This is a genomic window from Citrobacter sp. RHBSTW-00599, from assembly GCF_013784065.1.
Lineage (GTDB): Bacteria > Pseudomonadota > Gammaproteobacteria > Enterobacterales > Enterobacteriaceae > Citrobacter > Citrobacter braakii.
Window position 1 is genome coordinate 4,088,124 of the sequence record NZ_CP056717.1, and the last position, 19,359, is coordinate 4,107,482.

Below are 19,359 nucleotides of genomic sequence, written 5' to 3' on the forward strand. Positions count from 1 at the left end.
TCGTCAACGCTTTTTCTCACGTTTTTTAATCGTTTGCTGCAAAAATCACCCGAATGGTCATTTCCATACGGAAAACGTACAAACTATGCCCGCCAGAGGCAACTTCCGCCTTTCTTCTGCACCAGGTCAAGGCGCGACTCATGGGCCGCTAACTCTTCATCAGTGGCGAAAACAACGCGTAGTTTGCTGGACTGTCGCACAATACGCTGGATCCCCGTGTCATTCTGCTGCTGGCTGTCACCTTCCATTGAGAACGCCATCGTGGTCTGCCCACCGGTCATCATCAGATAAACGTCGGCCAGAATCTGGGCATCGAGCAATGCGCCGTGCAGGGTTCGCTTACTGTTGTCTATTTCATAGCGTGAGCATAACGCATCAAGGCTGTTGCGCTTGCCAGGAAACATTTTCCTCGCCAGCGCCAGGCTATCGGTAATTTTGCAGAATTCGTTTGTCTTCGGAATATCCCGCCTGAGTTTAGCGAATTCGTAATCCATAAAGCCGATATCAAACGATGCGTTATGGATGACCAGCTCCGCACCGCGGATGTAGTCGAGAAACTCATCGGCCACATCGGCAAACGTAGGTTTATCAAGCAGGAATTCGTCTGCGATTCCGTGTACACCAAACGCTTCCGGGTCCACCAGCCGATCCGGTTTCAGGTAAACGTGGAAGTTATTCCCGGTCAGGCGGCGGTTCACCACTTCAACCGCACCGATCTCAATGATCTTGTGGCCTTCGTAGTGGGCGCCAATCTGGTTCATACCGGTGGTTTCGGTATCGAGGACGATCTGTCGTGTAATTCCAGTGCTCATAACGGTCATTTATGTCAGACTTATCGTTTGATTTCGATTTGCTAAAACAGGAAGTCTACCAGAGATGCTTAAACAGGTAGAGATTTTCACCGATGGTTCTTGCCTGGGAAATCCAGGGCCAGGTGGTTATGGGGCGATTTTACGCTATCGCGGGCACGAAAAAACATTTAGCGAAGGCTACAACCTCACCACCAATAATCGCATGGAGCTGATGGCGGCAATCGTTGCGCTGGAAGCCCTGAAAGAACAGTGTGAAGTGATACTCAGCACGGACAGCCAGTATGTGCGCCAGGGCATTACGCAGTGGATCCACAACTGGAAGAAGCGCGGCTGGAAAACAGCAGATAAAAAACCAGTGAAGAACGTTGATCTGTGGAAACGTCTGGATACCGCGCTGGGGCCACATCAAATCAAATGGGAATGGGTTAAAGGCCATGCGGGCCATCCGGAAAACGAACGCTGTGATGAGCTTGCGCGCGCCGCAGCAATGCGTCCCACTCAGGATGATATTGGGTATCAGGTGGAGGCTTAAGCGTCCGGTTTACGGTATTGCCGGGTTGCACCAACGGCCTGGCGGATAGGCGTTTTGCTTTTATTTTGTTTCATCGGGTTGAGCGTAAGCGGAATGGTTCGCTTACGCGCAACCACCAGTTGCAAACAGCCCAGCGCAGGGATATGGGCGCTTAACATTTTCCCGCCCTTCTTGTTCCAGGGCAGGACATGAAAACGGCTATAGTGCAGTACTTCAAAATTCAGCAATGAGAGCCAGTCCAACTGCCGCATGAGGGTAAACATCCGGCTGTTGTAGGGCGATGTTTTACGCAATACGGGCACCAGTTTACGCAATCCCATCAGACTTACCGGGTTAAAGCCGCTCAGAATCAACCAACCGTCATCAATAAGCACGCGATCGGCTTCATGCAGTAAGCGATGTGGATCGGAACACCACGGCAGCGTATGAGCCAACAAACAAACATCCACGGACTTATCGGCAAAGGGCAGATGTAAAGGATCGGCAGTCACCTGCATGGGAGCGCCTTGCAAAGAAACATTTACCTGATGAGAAACCGCGCACGCTTCGGAATTGATTTCTGCGCTTAAATTACCAATCTTAAGCAGATGAAATCCGTACATTTTTGCGAACCACGGGTTAAGCTGATGCTCCAGCGCCTGACGATAGTGTTCGCCCCAGGGCAAATCATCCCAACTAACGGGCGCTACGACAGTTTGAGGGATCCTTGCCGGTTTCATCACAACCTTCCGTTACGCATTGAGAGGTAATCTATGAATCTTAACAGTATTCCTGCATTTCAGGACAATTACATCTGGGTCCTGTCGAATAATGACAAACATTGTCTGATTGTGGACCCGGGTGAAGCAGAACCTGTTCTGAAAGCTATTGCAGAACATAACTGGGTTCCCGAGGCCATTCTGCTGACACATCATCATCAGGATCACGTGGGCGGCGTGAAAGAACTTCTGCAACATTTCCCACAAATAGCGGTATACGGACCGGCTGAAACGCAAGATAAGGGAACGACGCATATAGTCGAAGATGGCGATATTGCACTCGTTTTGGGGCATGAATTTACGGTAATTGCTACGCCGGGTCACACTTTAGGACATATCTGTTACTTTAGCCACCCTTACCTGTTTTGCGGCGACACGCTCTTCTCCGGTGGCTGCGGTCGGCTTTTTGAAGGCACAGCATCTCAAATGTATCAATCACTTAAAAAACTAAACGCACTTCCTGACGATACATTGATTTGTTGCGCACATGAGTACACATTAGCAAACATGAAGTTTTCCTTAAGCATTCTTCCGCACGATCCGTTCATAAATGAATATTATCGTAAAGTTAATGAGTTACGCGTAAAAAAACAAATGACACTGCCCGTAATTCTGAAAAATGAGCGACGAAATAATCTTTTTTTAAGAACGGAAGATATTGATTTAATTAATGAAATAAATAAAAAAACAATATTGCAACAACCTGAAGAGCGTTTTGCTTGGTTAAGGTCAAAGAAAGATACGTTCTGACAATTCCGGGTTGCCTTTTGAAAACTTCGCCGTTATGATCGGTCGTCTTTTAAGCAACTATTGACACACACATGAAGGCAAAAGCGATATTACTCGCCTCTGTCCTGCTTGTTGGGTGCCAGAATACTGGTAACGTCCAACAACACGCACAGAGCCTTTCTGCAGCTGGTCAAGGGGAAGCAGGAAAGTTTACAAGTCAGGCGCGATGGATGGACGACGGAACATCTATCGCTGCTGATCAAGATTTGTGGGCTTTCATTGGTGACGAGCTAAAGATGGGAATTCCGGAAAACAACCGGATTCGCGAACAGAAACAGAAGTATTTACGCAATAAGAGCTATCTCCACGATGTAACTTTACGGGCAGAGCCGTATATGTACTGGATAGCCGGGCAGGTTAAGAAACGTAACATGCCAATGGAACTGGTACTACTACCCATAGTGGAGAGCGCTTTTGATCCTCACGCAACGTCTGGCGCCAATGCCGCAGGTATTTGGCAGATCATTCCGAGCACGGGGCGCAATTATGGTTTAAAACAGACCCGCAATTATGATGCACGTCGCGACGTTGTGGCTTCCACCACCGCCGCACTGGACATGATGCAGCGTCTGAACAAAATGTTTGATGGCGACTGGCTGCTGACCGTTGCTGCTTATAATAGCGGTGAAGGTCGTGTCATGAAGGCAATTAAAACGAACAAAGCCCGTGGTAAACCCACTGACTTCTGGTCGTTGCCATTGCCTCAGGAAACGAAGCTATATGTGCCAAAAATGCTGGCATTGAGCGATATACTCAAAAACAGCAAACGCTATGGCGTGCGTCTGCCAACAACAGACGAAAGCCGCGCGTTGGCACGTGTTCGCCTGAGTAGCCCGGTTGAAATGGCTCAGGTTGCCAATATGGCAGGTATTTCCGTCAGCAAGCTGAAAACCTTCAATGCAGGCGTGAAAGGCTCCACGTTGGGTGCCAGTGGTCCGCAATATGTGATGGTGCCAAAGAAGCATGCAGAGAAGCTGCGTGAGTCTCTGGCCTCAGGCGAAATTGCAGCCGTGCAGTCAACGTTGGTTGCGGATAACACGCCGCTGAACAGCCGTAGCTACAAAGTTCGCTCTGGCGATACGCTTTCTGGCGTCGCTTCACGTCTTGGCGTGAGCACCAATGACCTTAAGCAGTGGAATAATCTGCGCGGGTCATCGCTGAAAGTAGGCCAAAATCTGACGGTGGGCGCTGGTACCAGCGCACAGCGACTGGCGAACAACAGCGATAGCATCACCTATCGTGTGCGTAAAGGCGACTCGCTCTCGAGCATTGCCAAACGCCACGGGGTTAACATCAAGGATGTGATGCGCTGGAACAGCGATACGAACAATCTGCAGCCAGGCGATCAGCTAACGTTGTTTGTGAAAAACAACGGTATGCCGGACTCCTGATAGCATTGTAGAAATGAAGGCACTGGTTTCCCCCCAGTGCCTTTTTTATTTATCCTGCTTTATGTGCTTCAACCATTATCGTGTCGCTGGTAAACGAGCCATCTTCCTGTAACGCAAAATAGGCTTTCACTTCCGCAGAAGCACTTTGTTGGTATACACGGATCGCGTCGCTCAACGCTGCAGGCGTACGCATCCGCGCCACCCACGAACTGAACTCCAACGGCAGACGATCGGTTAACAAGGTATCGGCAATCAGATTGGCGTCATTGATTAACGACAGCCATTCTCCGCTGGAATAGTTGCGTACGTGCGAGGTATCGCGTAACGCCTCCACAGTTTGCAACCAGATGTCACGTACAGGATGGCCTGGCGACATCACATCCATCACAATCAGCACGCCGCCGGGCTTCAGAACGCGGTTCACTTCTCGCAACGCACGCCCGACATCATGCCAGTGATGCGCGGAATAGCGGCTAATCACCACGTCAAATACGTTATCTTCAAACGGCAGGCTTTCAGCATAACCCTGCCGTGTGGCGATATTCTCCAGACCTCTGTCCTTTGCCGCTTCAGTGACCACGTCAAGCATCTGCGACGATAAATCATATGCCACTACCTGCTTTACGTATTGCGCGGCCACAAAGCTGGCGTGCCCCGCTCCGCATCCCATATCCAACACGCGGGCCTGCGGAAATGCCAGCAACCTTTCCCCCAGACGTTGCAAGTCACGACCAGAGGCGTGCACCGCACTGGTTAAGTAGGCATTAGCCTGAGAACCAAACTGTTTTTCGACGTTGTCATGATGAGAGCGTGTTGTCATTGTGTTGTCCTTCGGTTGTTGTGAAATATGAAGGGCAACCATCACAGGCCTGCCCTACGGCAGACCTGACACACCGTTATTGTTCAGGTTTGCCGGGACTGAATTCAACGAGTAGCGGGTTGTGGTCGGAGGCGCGGGTGACCAGCACAGAGGCCTCACTCACGTTCAGACCGCGATAGAACACAAAATCGAGAGGACGACCAAACGCGCGGCGGCGCTGATCGTCGGTAAAGCGCACCTGGCGCAGCGACATTTCACGCGCAAAGCGGTACAGCGCATTCATCCGTCGACGGCTCCAGGCATTAAAATCGCCGGCCATAATCACCGGACCGCTGTGATGAGCAATCTGATCGCCAATGGGAAGCAACTGCTTACTATAGACATCAACGCCGAGGCTAAAGTTAACCGCGTGGATATTCACCACCATTAACAACCGAGTGTCAGGCAACGGGTACACCGTCACCAGCGCCGATTTCGCCAGCCGTAAAATAGGCTCACGCTCGCGCAATGGGCAGCAGTAAACAGGATGGGCGGAGGAGAGTGTCATAACGCCAGAGGGGTGCTGAGGCAGCACAAAGGCGGGAACCTGGTCGGCAGCGAGATAGTTAGTGGTCGCAAACTGCACCAGTTCTGGTGTGGTTTGCGCTTCCTGCAATAACACGAGATGCGCGTCTTTACCAAAATTCTTCAGCACCGACTGCCATTCTGCTCGCTGCTGTTTAAAAATATTCCATACCAGCACGCGAATGCGATCTTCACTGCTCAACGGTACGCCTGCGGGTAATGCCTGGCCAATATGCGCAAACGAGCCCGGCGGTAAAATCCGCTCGACGGGTTGTCCGGCAACATAACGCATGGCATAGGTGTTTTTTCGCACTTTAGACTTTCAAACCTCTGTAACGTCAACCAGTCCGCAGCCGGACTGGTTCTTCTGTTATAGGGATTTTAGCACTCACTTTCAACGAACAATTGCAGTTTGTTTTGTAAGTGGGCGCTTACATCAATGATTTACCCCAGAGCAACGTGCGTGGGCTTATCAAGACGGCCGCTCAGCCCCATCAGCACGAAAGCCACCAGAACAATAAGTGCGCCAATCCATGGTGTCTGCGCCAACCCATAATGCTCGACCGTTTGTCCGCCAATCACGGAACCCAGTGCAATACCAATATTAAACGCTGCAATGTTCAGCCCTGACGCCACATCAACAGCATTGGGCGTAAATTGTTCCGCTTTCTGTACCACGTAGACCTGCAATCCTGGTACGTTACCGAAGGCAAAGATCCCCATCACCAGAATGGTAGCCAGCGCGGCGTACTGCGTGGAAGCCGTCAGTTGGAAGACCATCAGCAGAACAAACAGCGCGGCAAAAATGAATTTCAATGCAGGAACCGCACCATGCTTATCCGCCAGCTTACCACCCCAGATATTGCCGATAGCAACTGATACCCCGTAACCCAGTAAGATCCAGCTCACCGCTGCCGGGGAGAAGCCCGCCAGATCCTGCATCATCGGTGCCAAGAAGGTGAAAGCCGTGAACACACCACCGTAGCCCAATGCCGTAATGGCGTAAATCAGCAACAGACGAGGATGAGTCAGCACTTTCACCTGGTCGCGAATGCTGGCGGCCGCTCGACCAGGAATGTTAGCCGGGATCAGTAGTTGGCTACTAATCAGCGCAATCACGCCTAACATTGATACTGCCAGGAAAGTCTCACGCCAGCCAAAGTGCTGGCCGATAAACGTACCCAGCGGCACGCCCGTGACCAACGCAACGGTTAAGCCACCGAACATAATAGCGATAGCGGAAGCCGCTTTTTCTTTTGGCACCAGACTTGTCGCGATAGTGGAACCAATCGAGAAGAATACGCCGTGAGCCAGCCCCGTCAGCAGACGGGCGACAATAAGTGTCATATACCCGGGTGCCTGCCATGCCAGTAAATTCCCCGCCGTAAACAGGACCATCAGCGCGACAAGCAACTTTTTACGTGGCAGGCTTCCGGTCAGAGCGGTCAGCACTGGTGCGCCAATCGCCACACCCAGCGCATAGATTGAAACCAGCATCCCAGCTGAAGGTAACGAGATTGCCAGTTGTTGAGCAATGGTCGGCACCAGGCCAACAATCACAAACTCAGTCGTGCCAATAGCGAAGGCACTTATTGTTAGTGCAAATAATGCGAGAGGCATAAATAACTCCGTAACATCAGTAATCAGATGACACGCAGTATGCCGGGATGTTTTAATAACAAAAACATTCAAAATCTCAATATAATTTTGCGTCAGGTGCAAAAATGAAAGCAACCTCTGAAGAACTTGCGATTTTTGTGGCCGTTGTGGAAAGCGGCAGCTTCAGCCGGGCGGCAGAACAACTCGGTCAGGCTAATTCCGCAGTCAGTCGGGCAGTAAAAAAGCTGGAGATGAAATTGGGTGTGAGTCTGCTTAATCGAACGACCCGACAGCTAAGCCTGACAGAAGAAGGAGAACGCTACTTCAGGCGTGTGCAGCAGATACTGCAAGAGATGGCAGCAGCAGAAACGGAAATCATGGAGTCACGCAATACCCCGCGCGGCCTGTTGCGTATCGACGCGGCAACGCCGGTGATGCTGCATTTCCTGATGCCGCTAATCAAACCGTTCCGTGAGCGATATCCTGAGATGACGTTGTCTCTTGTCTCCTCAGAAACGTTCATCAATCTTATTGAACGAAAAGTGGATGTCGCGATACGAGCAGGTACGCTGACTGACTCAAGCCTGCGTGCGCGTCCGTTGTTTACCAGCTATCGTAAGATTATTGCCTCACCGGACTATATTGCCCGTTTTGGCAAGCCTGAGACTGTCGAACAGTTAAAGCAGCATCTGTGTCTGGGGTTTTCCGAACCCGTTTCACTCAATACCTGGCCGATTGCCCGTAGCGACGGACAGCTCCATGAGGTCGAATGTGGGATTTCTTCCAACAGCGGGGAAACGTTAAAACAGCTTTGCCTGAGCGGCAATGGTATCGCATGTCTTTCAGATTATATGATTGATAAAGAGATCGCGCGGGGAGAACTGGTGGAGCTGCTGGCCGATAAACGTCTGCCGGTAGAAATGCCTTTCAGCGCCGTTTACTACAGCGATCGTGCGGTCAGTACACGCATTCGGGCATTTATAGACTTTTTAAGTGAGTATATAAGAACAGCTCCCGAAGGAGCTGTGAAAGAGGGTTAAAGGTACAGAGGGTCGGGCAATTAATCCCAATCAGGGGCCAGACCTTCCGGGCTGACCAGACGATCGTTGCAGTCCAGTGCCGCGATCGCTTTTTTATCTTCAGTATCCAGATGCAGGTCCAGCGCCAGCAGGTTGCTTGCCAGGTTTTCACGCTTGGTAGATGAAGGGATCACGGAGTAACCTTCATCCATTGCCCATGCCAGAATAACCTGCGCCGGGGTCGCGTTATGTTTAGCGGCAATGCGTGCAATCACTTCATCTTTTAGCGCCTTACCGTAAGCCAGCGTCATGTAAGAGGTGATGTGGATACCGTGCGCTTTAGCCCAGTCAACCACCTTACGACTCTGCAGATACGGAGACAGCTCAATCTGGTTGGTCGCGATATTGTCTGCACCGACTGTAGCAATGGCTTTTTCCATCAGCGGAATAGTGAAGTTTGAGATACCAATTTCGCGAGTCAGCCCCTGCTCTTTCGCTTCAAGCAGCGCCTGCATAAACTCTTCAACGGATACCGCATCGCCCGGAGATGGCCAGTGGATCAGCGTCAAATCAACATAATCCGTACGCAGTTTCTTCAGACTTTCTTTCAGACTTGGGATCAGTTTGTCTTTGCTGAGATTTTCAATCCAGATCTTGGTGGTGATGTACAACTCGTTACGCGGTACGCCACTTTCGGCAATTGCCTGACCAACAGCCGCTTCATTTTCATAGATTTGCGCAGTGTCGACAGCACGGTAGCCCAGCTCAAGCGCCGTTTTGACAGAAGCGATAACCACGTCGTCTTTCAGGCGAAACGTACCTAAACCAAATGCAGGGATAGTCATAGAATTCCTCTTTTTAATCACTATGTTCGTTAACTGAGAGGATTATGACCATCAGTTCTTTGCCGAAAAAGAGTGAAAAATGCAGAGGATTTTTGCGGATTCAGCAATAATTAAATCGCTGGAAAAGAAAAAGCCCTGAGCGTTAGCTCAGGGCTCTTAATAAGTGGCGGAACGGACGGGACTCGAACCCGCGACCCCCTGCGTGACAGGCAGGTATTCTAACCAACTGAACTACCGCTCCACCGAATTTCTTTGTCACTACCCGGATTATTCATCCCGGTTTACTGCAATTTGATGCCTGGCAGTTCCCTACTCTCGCATGGGGAGACCCCACACTACCATCGGCGCTACGGCGTTTCACTTCTGAGTTCGGCATGGGGTCAGGTGGGACCACCGCGCTACAGCCGCCAGGCAAATTCTGTTTATCAACACACTTTTCGCATGTCGATGTAATCTGTAATCAAGCTGAATTTCGATGTCTCTTTCGCCAAAACATCTTCGGCGTTGTAAGGTTAAGCCTCACGGTTCATTAGTATCGGTTAGCTCAACGTATCGCTACGCTTACACACCCGACCTATCAACGTCGTCGTCTTCAACGTTCCTTCAGGACCCTTAAAGGGTCAGGGAGAACTCATCTCGGGGCAAGTTTCGTGCTTAGATGCTTTCAGCACTTATCTCTTCCGCATTTAGCTACCGGGCAATGCCATTGGCATGACAACCCGAACACCAGTGATGCGTCCACTCCGGTCCTCTCGTACTAGGAGCAGCCCCCCTCAATTCTCCAGCGCCCACGGCAGATAGGGACCGAACTGTCTCACGACGTTCTAAACCCAGCTCGCGTACCACTTTAAATGGCGAACAGCCATACCCTTGGGACCTACTTCAGCCCCAGGATGTGATGAGCCGACATCGAGGTGCCAAACACCGCCGTCGATATGAACTCTTGGGCGGTATCAGCCTGTTATCCCCGGAGTACCTTTTATCCGTTGAGCGATGGCCCTTCCATTCAGAACCACCGGATCACTAAGACCTGCTTTCGCACCTGCTCGAGCCGTCACTCTCGCAGTCAAGCTAGCTTATGCCTTTGCACTAACCTCCTGATGTCCGACCAGGATTAGCTAACCTTCGTGCTCCTCCGTTACTCTTTAGGAGGAGACCGCCCCAGTCAAACTACCCACCAGACACTGTCCGCAACCCGGATCACGGGTCTACGTTAGAACACCAGCCATTAAAGGGTGGTATTTCAAGGTTGGCTCCATGCAGACTGGCGTCCACACTTCAAAGCCTCCCACCTATCCTACACATCAAGGACCAGTGTTCAGTGTCAAGCTATAGTAAAGGTTCACGGGGTCTTTCCGTCTTGCCGCGGGTACACTGCATCTTCACAGCGAGTTCAATTTCACTGAGTCTCGGGTGGAGACAGCCTGGCCATCATTACGCCATTCGTGCAGGTCGGAACTTACCCGACAAGGAATTTCGCTACCTTAGGACCGTTATAGTTACGGCCGCCGTTTACCGGGGCTTCGATCAAGAGCTTCTCCTTACGGATAACCCCATCAATTAACCTTCCGGCACCGGGCAGGCGTCACACCGTATACGTCCACTTTCGTGTTTGCACAGTGCTGTGTTTTTAATAAACAGTTGCAGCCAGCTGGTATCTTCGACTGATTTCAGCTCCATGAGTAAATCACTTCACCTACATATCAGCGTGCCTTCTCCCGAAGTTACGGCACCATTTTGCCTAGTTCCTTCACCCGAGTTCTCTCAAGCGCCTTGGTATTCTCTACCTGACCACCTGTGTCGGTTTGGGGTACGATTTTGTGTTACCTGATGCTTAGAGGCTTTTCCTGGAAGCAGGGCATTTGTTACTTCAGCACCGTAGTGCCTCGTCATCACACCTCAGCGTTAACAAGACTCCGGATTTACCTGGAATCTCCGCCTACATGCTTAAACCGGGACAACCGTCGCCCGGCTAACATAGCCTTCTCCGTCCCCCCCTCGCAGTAACACCAAGTACAGGAATATTAACCTGTTTCCCATCGACTACGCCTTTCGGCCTCGCCTTAGGGGTCGACTCACCCTGCCCCGATTAACGTTGGACAGGAACCCTTGGTCTTCCGGCGTGCGGGTTTTTCACCCGCATTATCGTTACTTATGTCAGCATTCGCACTTCTGATACCTCCAGCATGCCTCACAGCACACCTTCAACGGCTTACAGAACGCTCCCCTACCCAACAACACATAGTGTCGCTGCCGCAGCTTCGGTGCATGGTTTAGCCCCGTTACATCTTCCGCGCAGGCCGACTCGACCAGTGAGCTATTACGCTTTCTTTAAATGATGGCTGCTTCTAAGCCAACATCCTGGCTGTCTGTGCCTTCCCACATCGTTTCCCACTTAACCATGACTTTGGGACCTTAGCTGGCGGTCTGGGTTGTTTCCCTCTTCACGACGGACGTTAGCACCCGCCGTGTGTCTCCCGTGATAACATTCTTCGGTATTCGCAGTTTGCATCGGGTTGGTAAGTCGGGATGACCCCCTAGCCGAAACAGTGCTCTACCCCCGAAGATGAGTTCACGAGGCGCTACCTAAATAGCTTTCGGGGAGAACCAGCTATCTCCCGGTTTGATTGGCCTTTCACCCCCAGCCACAAGTCATCCGCTAATTTTTCAACATTAGTCGGTTCGGTCCTCCAGTTAGTGTTACCCAACCTTCAACCTGCCCATGGCTAGATCACCGGGTTTCGGGTCTATACCCTGCAACTTAACGCCCAGTTAAGACTCGGTTTCCCTTCGGCTCCCCTATTCGGTTAACCTTGCTACAGAATATAAGTCGCTGACCCATTATACAAAAGGTACGCAGTCACCCCATAAAGAGGCTCCCACTGCTTGTACGTACACGGTTTCAGGTTCTTTTTCACTCCCCTCGCCGGGGTTCTTTTCGCCTTTCCCTCACGGTACTGGTTCACTATCGGTCAGTCAGGAGTATTTAGCCTTGGAGGATGGTCCCCCCATATTCAGACAGGATACCACGTGTCCCGCCCTACTCTTCGAGTTCACAACACATGCACTTTTGTGTACGGGGCTATCACCCTGTATCGCCGGACTTTCCAGACCGTTCCACTACCACACATGCTGATTCAGACTCTGGGCTGCTCCCCGTTCGCTCGCCGCTACTGGGGGAATCTCGGTTGATTTCTTTTCCTCGGGGTACTTAGATGTTTCAGTTCCCCCGGTTCGCTTCATTACGCTATGTATTCACGTAATGATAGTGTGACGAATCACACTGGGTTTCCCCATTCGGAAATCGCCGGTTATAACGGTTCATATCACCTTACCGACGCTTATCGCAGATTAGCACGTCCTTCATCGCCTCTGACTGCCAGGGCATCCACCGTGTACGCTTAGTCGCTTAACCTCACAACCCGAAGATGTTTCGTAAAACACTTCAGTGTTGCGAAAATTTGAGAGACTCGAACACACCGCTTTTCATTTCTTGTTTACGGAGAAATGAAACAGTGTGTCGTTTCAATTTTCAGCTTGATCCAGATTTTTAAAGAGCAAATATCTCAAACGAGACTCGAAAGTCTGTTTTGAGATACTTCGGTCGGCGACTTTCACTCACACATACCAGCAAGTGGCGTCCCCTAGGGGATTCGAACCCCTGTTACCGCCGTGAAAGGGCGGTGTCCTGGGCCTCTAGACGAAGGGGACACTGAAGTCTCAATCGCAAGACGCCTTGCTATTTACTTTTCATCAGACAATCTGTGTGAGCACTACAAAGAACGTTTCTTTAAGGTAAGGAGGTGATCCAACCGCAGGTTCCCCTACGGTTACCTTGTTACGACTTCACCCCAGTCATGAATCACAAAGTGGTAAGCGCCCTCCCGAAGGTTAAGCTACCTACTTCTTTTGCAACCCACTCCCATGGTGTGACGGGCGGTGTGTACAAGGCCCGGGAACGTATTCACCGTGGCATTCTGATCCACGATTACTAGCGATTCCGACTTCATGGAGTCGAGTTGCAGACTCCAATCCGGACTACGACATACTTTATGAGGTCCGCTTGCTCTCGCGAGGTCGCTTCTCTTTGTATATGCCATTGTAGCACGTGTGTAGCCCTACTCGTAAGGGCCATGATGACTTGACGTCATCCCCACCTTCCTCCAGTTTATCACTGGCAGTCTCCTTTGAGTTCCCGGCCGGACCGCTGGCAACAAAGGATAAGGGTTGCGCTCGTTGCGGGACTTAACCCAACATTTCACAACACGAGCTGACGACAGCCATGCAGCACCTGTCTCACGGTTCCCGAAGGCACCAAGGCATCTCTGCCAAGTTCCGTGGATGTCAAGAGTAGGTAAGGTTCTTCGCGTTGCATCGAATTAAACCACATGCTCCACCGCTTGTGCGGGCCCCCGTCAATTCATTTGAGTTTTAACCTTGCGGCCGTACTCCCCAGGCGGTCGACTTAACGCGTTAGCTCCGGAAGCCACGCCTCAAGGGCACAACCTCCAAGTCGACATCGTTTACGGCGTGGACTACCAGGGTATCTAATCCTGTTTGCTCCCCACGCTTTCGCACCTGAGCGTCAGTCTTTGTCCAGGGGGCCGCCTTCGCCACCGGTATTCCTCCAGATCTCTACGCATTTCACCGCTACACCTGGAATTCTACCCCCCTCTACAAGACTCTAGCCTGCCAGTTTCGGATGCAGTTCCCAGGTTGAGCCCGGGGATTTCACATCCGACTTGACAGACCGCCTGCGTGCGCTTTACGCCCAGTAATTCCGATTAACGCTTGCACCCTCCGTATTACCGCGGCTGCTGGCACGGAGTTAGCCGGTGCTTCTTCTGCGAGTAACGTCAATTGCTGCGGTTATTAACCACAACACCTTCCTCCTCGCTGAAAGTACTTTACAACCCGAAGGCCTTCTTCATACACGCGGCATGGCTGCATCAGGCTTGCGCCCATTGTGCAATATTCCCCACTGCTGCCTCCCGTAGGAGTCTGGACCGTGTCTCAGTTCCAGTGTGGCTGGTCATCCTCTCAGACCAGCTAGGGATCGTCGCCTAGGTGAGCCGTTACCCCACCTACTAGCTAATCCCATCTGGGCACATCCGATGGCAAGAGGCCCGAAGGTCCCCCTCTTTGGTCTTGCGACGTTATGCGGTATTAGCTACCGTTTCCAGTAGTTATCCCCCTCCATCGGGCAGTTTCCCAGACATTACTCACCCGTCCGCCACTCGTCACCCAAGGAGCAAGCTCCTCTGTGCTACCGTTCGACTTGCATGTGTTAGGCCTGCCGCCAGCGTTCAATCTGAGCCATGATCAAACTCTTCAATTTAAGTTTGATGCTCGTGAATTAAACTTCGTAATGAATTACGTGTTCACTCAGAGACTTGGTATTCATTTTTCGTCTTGCGACGTTAAGAATCCGTATCTTCGAGTGCCCACACAGATTGTCTGATAAATTGTTAAAGAGCAGTTGCGACGCGCTTTAGCGCTCTGTCGCGAGGTGGCGTATATTACGCTTTCCTCTTTCAGAGTCAACCCTCATTTTCAGGTTTTTCTCTTCAACCGAACCGGCTGTTTGTGTGAAGTGATTCACATCCGCCGTGTCGATGGAGGCGCATTATAGGGAGTCGACTCAGGAAGACAAGCGGAAAAATGCATTTTTGTTTCAACCGCTCACCTTTTATCCATTGCGCTTACTTTTGCTGCTTTTTTATCGCCATTGGCAGGTCTGCCAGACTGTTTATGACCAAATCTGCCGCATTTTCTGCTTCCGGCGTAACAGGTTTACCCGTGCGCACCAGAACCTTCGTTCCAACATTCGCCGCTGCTGCTGCCTGCATATCTTCTATCTTGTCGCCTACCATATAGGAAGCGGCCATATCGATATGCAGGAAGTCTCGGGCGGAGATCAACATTCCAGGATGCGGTTTACGACAGTCGCAGACCTGACGATACTCTTCTACTGTGCCCTGCGGATGATGCGGGCAATAGTAGATACCATCCAAATCAACGTCGCGATCGGCCAGCGACCAGTCCATCCATTCGGTCAACGTTTCAAACTGTGCCTCAGTAAATTTGCCACGAGCGATACCAGACTGGTTTGTCACGATAATGAGCGCGTAACCCATATTTTTAAGTTCACGCATGGCATCAATAACGCCGTCGATAAACTCGAACTCGTCAATCTCATGTACGTAACCGTGGTCCACATTAATGGTGCCGTCGCGGTCGAGAAAAATTGCGGGTACAGATTTTGCCACCTTTTATAGCTCCTGAATAAGGCATGTGGCTCTAGTATCGCATGTTTCGGCGGGCAAGAAAGTGCTCATCGTGCAAAGCTAGATTGATTTAGACGTCTGGATGCCTTAACATCCATCTTGTTGACGGCTTCGACCGTCCCAGACAGACGAAAATGCCACGGCTAACTTAATTACGATAATAAATAACCAATGATTAAACTTTCGAATATCACCAAAGTGTTCCAGCAGGGGACTCGCACCATTCAGGCGCTAGATAAAGTCAGCCTGCACGTTCCTGCCGGGCAGATTTATGGCGTCATTGGTGCCTCCGGTGCCGGTAAAAGTACGCTCATTCGCTGCGTTAACTTACTTGAACGCCCAACCGAGGGCAGTGTTCAGGTTGGCGGTCAGGAGCTGACGACGCTTTCTGAATCCGAGCTGACTAAAGCTCGTCGTCAAATCGGCATGATTTTCCAGCACTTTAACCTGCTCTCTTCCCGTACCGTGTTTGGCAACGTCGCGCTGCCGCTGGAACTGGATAACACGCCAAAGGAAGAGATCAAACGCCGTGTAACAGAACTGCTGGATTTAGTCGGCCTTGGCGACAAGCACGACAGCTACCCGGCCAACCTTTCCGGTGGACAAAAACAGCGAGTGGCGATTGCGCGTGCGCTGGCCAGCAATCCAAAAGTGTTGCTGTGTGATGAAGCCACCAGCGCACTTGATCCGGCAACAACCCGCTCGATTCTGGAATTATTGAAAGACATTAACCGTCGTTTGGGACTCACCATTCTGCTGATCACCCATGAGATGGACGTTGTAAAACGCATTTGTGACTGCGTAGCGGTCATCAGTAATGGTGAGCTGATTGAGCAGGACACCGTCAGCGAAGTGTTCTCCCACCCGAAAACGCCGCTGGCACAGAAATTTATCCAGTCCACGCTACACCTGGATATCCCGGAAGATTATCTGGAACGTTTAAAAGCAAAGCCAGAAGCCGACAGCGTGCCAATGCTGCGCATGGAATTCACCGGTCATTCGGTTGATGCGCCATTACTTTCTGAGACGGCCCGTCGCTTTAACGTGAATAACAACATTATTAGCGCGCAGATGGATTACGCCGGCGGCGTGAAGTTCGGCATCATGCTGACTGAAATGCACGGCACACAGGAAGATACACAAGCAGCCATTAACTGGTTGCAGGAACACCATGTAAAAGTAGAGGTACTGGGTTATGTCTGAGCCGATGATGTGGCTGCTGGTTCGCGGCGTATGGGAAACGCTGGCAATGACCTTTGTGTCCGGTTTTTTTGGTTTTGTGATTGGCCTGCCGGTTGGCGTGTTGCTGTATGTAACGCGGCCGGGGCAAATCATTGAGAACGCGAAGCTCTACCGCACGCTCTCTGCACTGGTGAATATTTTCCGTTCCATCCCGTTCATTATCTTGCTGGTGTGGATGATTCCGTTCACCCGCATGATCGTTGGCACCTCTATTGGGCTGCAGGCCGCTATCGTCCCGCTGACCGTCGGCGCCGCGCCGTTTATCGCCCGTATGGTGGAAAACGCGCTGCTCGAAATCCCGACCGGGCTGATTGAGGCCTCCCGGGCAATGGGCGCCACGCCGCTGCAAATTGTACGTAAGGTATTACTACCAGAAGCACTGCCTGGACTGGTCAATGCGGCCACCATCACCCTTATCACGCTGGTGGGGTATTCCGCGATGGGCGGTGCCGTCGGTGCCGGTGGTCTTGGCCAGATTGGTTATCAGTACGGTTATATTGGCTACAACGCTACCGTCATGAATACAGTGCTGGTATTGCTCGTCGTTCTGGTTTATTTAATTCAGTTATCCGGCGATCGCATCGTCCGGGCTGTCACGCACAAATAACGTTGCACACAACACTAAAAACTCATTAAGAAAAGGAAATAAGCATGGCGTTCAAATTCAAAACCTTTGCGGCAGTTGGAGCCCTGATCGGTTCTCTGGCACTTGTGGGTTGCGGTCAGGATGAAAAAGATCCTAACCACATCAAAGTGGGCGTTATTGTTGGCGCAGAGCAGCAGGTCGCAGAAGTCGCGCAGAAAGTGGCTAAAGAAAAATACGGTCTGGACGTTGAGCTGGTCACGTTTAACGATTACGTCCTGCCTAACGAAGCGCTGAGCAAAGGCGATATCGATGCTAACGCCTTCCAGCACAAACCGTACCTGGATCAACAGATCAAAGATCGCGGCTACAAACTGGTTGCCGCAGGTAATACTTTTGTTTACCCGATTGCGGGCTACTCTAAAAAAATCAAGTCACTGGATGAGTTGCAGGAAGGCTCTCAGGTCGCGATTCCAAACGATCCGACTAACCTTGGCCGCTCCCTGCTGCTGCTGCAAAAAGTGGGCTTAATCAAACTGAAAGACGGTGTTGGTCTGCTGCCGACCGCGCTGGACGTGATTGAAAACCCGAAAAACCTGAAGCTGGTTGAACTGGAAGCGCCGCAGTTGCCGCGTTCCCTGGACGATGCACAAATCGCACTGGCGGTCATCAACACGACCTACGCCAGCCAGATCGGCCTGACCCCGGCTAAAGACGGTATCTTTGTTGAAGATAAAGATTCTCCGTACGTAAACCTGATCGTGACTCGTGAAGACAATAAAGATGCTGAGAATGTGAAGAAATTCGTTCAGGCATACCAGTCTGACGAAGTGTACGAAGCAGCAAACAAAGTCTTCAACGGCGGTGCTGTTAAGGGCTGGTAATTTTAGGCTGTTTCCAGAATCTGTAATATCATCAGGACGGGCGCTTGCCCGTCTTGTCATTTATGCAAGCACCTGATTCAATATCTGACGTTTAGATCATTCATTGAGGAAATATTATGCGTGCTTTACCGATCTGTTTAGTAGCACTCATGCTGAGCGGCTGTTCTATGTTAAGCAGATCCCCTGTTGAACCCGTTCAAAGCACCGCTACCCCGCCTAAAGCGGAGCCGGAAAAACCCAAAGCACCGCGCGCGGCGCCGGTAAGAATCATTACTAACGCTGAAGATTTAGTTGGCAAACCGTTCCGCGATCTCGGCGAAGTCAGCGGCGAATCCTGCCAGGCATCCAACCAGGATTCTCCGCCGAGCATTCCAACCGCACGCAAACGCATGCAGATTAACGCATCTAAAATGAAAGCAAATGCGGTATTGCTGCACAGTTGCGAAGTAACCAGCGGAACGCCGGGTTGCTATCGCCAGGCGGTTTGCATCGGTTCTGCACTGAACATTTCGGCGAAATGAGCCATTTTCAGTTCGAGCAAATAGGCGTTATCCGCTCACCTTATAAAGAAAAGTTCGCCGTTCCACGCCAGCCTGGTCTGGTGAAAAGTGCCAGCGGTGAACTGCATTTGCTCGCACCTTATAACCAGGCCGATGCCGTTCGCGGCCTGGAAGCCTTCAGCCATTTGTGGGTGATTTTTGTTTTTCACCAGACAATGGAAGGTGGATGGCGTCCAACCGTGCGCCCTCCCCGTCTTGGCGGCAATGCCAGAATGGGCGTCTTTGCCACGCGTTCAACGTTTCGTCCGAACCCTGTTGGCATGTCGTTGGTTGAGCTGCGGGGCATCCGTTGCCATAAAGAGCACGTAATCCTTGAGCTCGGCGGGCTGGATCTTGTTGATGGCACGCCGGTAGTGGATATAAAACCGTATCTGCCGTTTGCCGAATCGCTGCCTGATGCTCGCGCCAGCTATGCTCAGGACGCGCCGCAGGCCAGTGTAGACGTGACGTTCAGTGAAGAGCTCGCTGAGCAACTCCCAAAGCTCGAACAGCGTTACCCGCATCTTCGTCAGTTTATTGCCGAAGTGCTGGCGCAGGATCCGCGTCCTGCCTACCGTAAAAACGAGGAAGAAGGCAAAACCTATGCCGTCTGGTTGCTGGACTTTAACGTCCGCTGGCGCGTGACGCCGTCAGGATTTGAGGTCTTTGCTCTGGAAGCCCGCTAATTTGCATCG

15 protein-coding genes, 2 tRNA genes, 3 rRNA genes and 1 pseudogene are annotated in these 19,359 nt (G+C 51.4%); 9 read left to right on the plus strand and 12 right to left on the minus strand.

The annotated features are described in order from the left end of the window. Positions 1-83: 83 nt before the first annotated feature. Complete coding sequence (gene dnaQ / locus HV243_RS20020) at positions 84-812, minus strand: DNA polymerase III subunit epsilon (protein WP_029139417.1); 729 nt, start codon at positions 810-812, stop codon at positions 84-86. On the opposite strand from dnaQ, the pseudogene rnhA reads away from it, so the two are divergent. Beyond that, positions 766-1,344, plus strand: a pseudogene (rnhA, locus tag HV243_RS20025) (ribonuclease HI). The gene dnaQ and the pseudogene rnhA overlap by 47 nt on opposite strands. On the opposite strand, the gene HV243_RS20030 reads toward rnhA, so the two are convergent. Continuing rightward, positions 1,341-2,063: a class I SAM-dependent methyltransferase gene (locus HV243_RS20030; RefSeq protein WP_046275000.1), complete on the minus strand. Its 723-nt coding sequence runs from the start codon at positions 2,061-2,063 to the stop codon at positions 1,341-1,343. The pseudogene rnhA and the gene HV243_RS20030 sit on opposite strands and share 4 nt — an antisense overlap. Positions 2,064-2,096: 33 nt before the next feature. Here HV243_RS20030 and gloB point away from each other — a divergent pair, with 33 nt between their 5' ends. Together gloB and mltD are read left to right on the plus strand one after the other, a co-directional pair. Then, positions 2,097-2,852 carry a hydroxyacylglutathione hydrolase gene (gene gloB, locus HV243_RS20035; protein WP_053389571.1) on the plus strand — a complete coding sequence of 252 codons (756 nt, stop codon included), beginning with the start codon at positions 2,097-2,099 and terminating at the stop codon, positions 2,850-2,852. A 71-nt stretch (positions 2,853-2,923) separates the two neighbouring features. Then, the gene (gene mltD / locus HV243_RS20040) at positions 2,924-4,282 is read left to right on the plus strand and encodes a murein transglycosylase D (RefSeq protein ID WP_046274998.1); all 1,359 of its coding nucleotides are present in this window, start codon (positions 2,924-2,926) and stop codon (positions 4,280-4,282) included. 49 nt (positions 4,283-4,331) lie between these two features. Here the strand turns inward: mltD and HV243_RS20045 are convergent, their stop codons facing one another. From HV243_RS20045 to HV243_RS20055, 3 genes are all read right to left on the minus strand, one after another. Continuing rightward, positions 4,332-5,102 carry a class I SAM-dependent methyltransferase gene (locus tag HV243_RS20045; protein ID WP_049271174.1) on the minus strand — a complete coding sequence of 257 codons (771 nt, stop codon included), beginning with the start codon at positions 5,100-5,102 and terminating at the stop codon, positions 4,332-4,334. 76 nt (positions 5,103-5,178) lie between these two features. Then, positions 5,179-5,979 (minus strand): endonuclease/exonuclease/phosphatase family protein, encoded by an 801-nt coding sequence (locus HV243_RS20050; RefSeq protein WP_053389570.1) that lies wholly within the window; start codon positions 5,977-5,979, stop codon positions 5,179-5,181. Positions 5,980-6,110: 131 nt separating this feature from the next. After that, complete coding sequence (locus HV243_RS20055; RefSeq protein ID WP_053389569.1) at positions 6,111-7,286, minus strand: MFS transporter; 1,176 nt, start codon at positions 7,284-7,286, stop codon at positions 6,111-6,113. 104 nt (positions 7,287-7,390) lie between these two features. Here HV243_RS20055 and yafC point away from each other — a divergent pair, with 104 nt between their 5' ends. Further along, positions 7,391-8,305: a DNA-binding transcriptional regulator YafC gene (gene yafC, locus HV243_RS20060; RefSeq protein WP_016155740.1), complete on the plus strand. Its 915-nt coding sequence runs from the start codon at positions 7,391-7,393 to the stop codon at positions 8,303-8,305. A gap of 20 nt (positions 8,306-8,325) precedes the next feature. Here the strand turns inward: yafC and dkgB are convergent, their stop codons facing one another. The 7 genes from dkgB to gmhB form a co-directional block, all read right to left on the minus strand. Beyond that, entirely contained in the window at positions 8,326-9,129 is an 804-nt protein-coding gene (gene dkgB, locus HV243_RS20065) for a 2,5-didehydrogluconate reductase DkgB (RefSeq protein WP_019076057.1), read from the minus strand. A 164-nt stretch (positions 9,130-9,293) separates the two neighbouring features. Next, positions 9,294-9,370: transfer RNA gene (locus tag HV243_RS20070), tRNA-Asp, on the minus strand. Positions 9,371-9,425: 55 nt separating this feature from the next. Continuing rightward, positions 9,426-9,541, minus strand: a 5S ribosomal RNA gene (gene rrf, locus HV243_RS20075). 96 nt (positions 9,542-9,637) lie between these two features. Beyond that, positions 9,638-12,544 (minus strand): 23S ribosomal RNA (locus HV243_RS20080). A gap of 220 nt (positions 12,545-12,764) precedes the next feature. Continuing rightward, positions 12,765-12,840, minus strand: a tRNA-Glu gene (locus HV243_RS20085). A gap of 85 nt (positions 12,841-12,925) precedes the next feature. Beyond that, positions 12,926-14,467, minus strand: a 16S ribosomal RNA gene (locus HV243_RS20090). Together the 16S, 23S and 5S rRNA genes with 2 tRNA genes alongside form the textbook arrangement of a ribosomal RNA operon. A 364-nt stretch (positions 14,468-14,831) precedes the next feature. After that, positions 14,832-15,398, minus strand: coding sequence for a D-glycero-beta-D-manno-heptose 1,7-bisphosphate 7-phosphatase (gene gmhB, locus HV243_RS20095; protein WP_016151783.1), 567 nt, complete (start codon positions 15,396-15,398; stop codon positions 14,832-14,834). 189 nt (positions 15,399-15,587) lie between these two features. Between gmhB and metN the strand changes: the two genes are divergently transcribed. The 5 genes from metN to tsaA all read left to right on the plus strand — a co-directional run bounded on the left by metN (position 15,588) and on the right by tsaA (position 19,350). Then, the gene (gene metN / locus HV243_RS20100; RefSeq protein ID WP_053389213.1) at positions 15,588-16,619 is read left to right on the plus strand and encodes a methionine ABC transporter ATP-binding protein MetN; all 1,032 of its coding nucleotides are present in this window, start codon (positions 15,588-15,590) and stop codon (positions 16,617-16,619) included. Further along, positions 16,612-17,265, plus strand: coding sequence for a methionine ABC transporter permease MetI (locus HV243_RS20105; protein ID WP_003018471.1), 654 nt, complete (start codon positions 16,612-16,614; stop codon positions 17,263-17,265). The genes metN and HV243_RS20105 overlap by 8 nt, the downstream gene beginning before the upstream one ends. Before the next feature lie 44 nt (positions 17,266-17,309). Continuing rightward, complete coding sequence (gene metQ, locus HV243_RS20110; protein ID WP_006686809.1) at positions 17,310-18,125, plus strand: methionine ABC transporter substrate-binding lipoprotein MetQ; 816 nt, start codon at positions 17,310-17,312, stop codon at positions 18,123-18,125. A gap of 116 nt (positions 18,126-18,241) precedes the next feature. Beyond that, complete coding sequence (gene rcsF, locus HV243_RS20115; protein ID WP_016151780.1) at positions 18,242-18,646, plus strand: Rcs stress response system protein RcsF; 405 nt, start codon at positions 18,242-18,244, stop codon at positions 18,644-18,646. Continuing rightward, the gene (gene tsaA, locus HV243_RS20120; RefSeq protein WP_047417110.1) at positions 18,643-19,350 is read left to right on the plus strand and encodes a tRNA (N6-threonylcarbamoyladenosine(37)-N6)-methyltransferase TrmO; all 708 of its coding nucleotides are present in this window, start codon (positions 18,643-18,645) and stop codon (positions 19,348-19,350) included. The genes rcsF and tsaA overlap by 4 nt, the downstream gene beginning before the upstream one ends. Positions 19,351-19,359 lie beyond the last annotated feature (9 nt).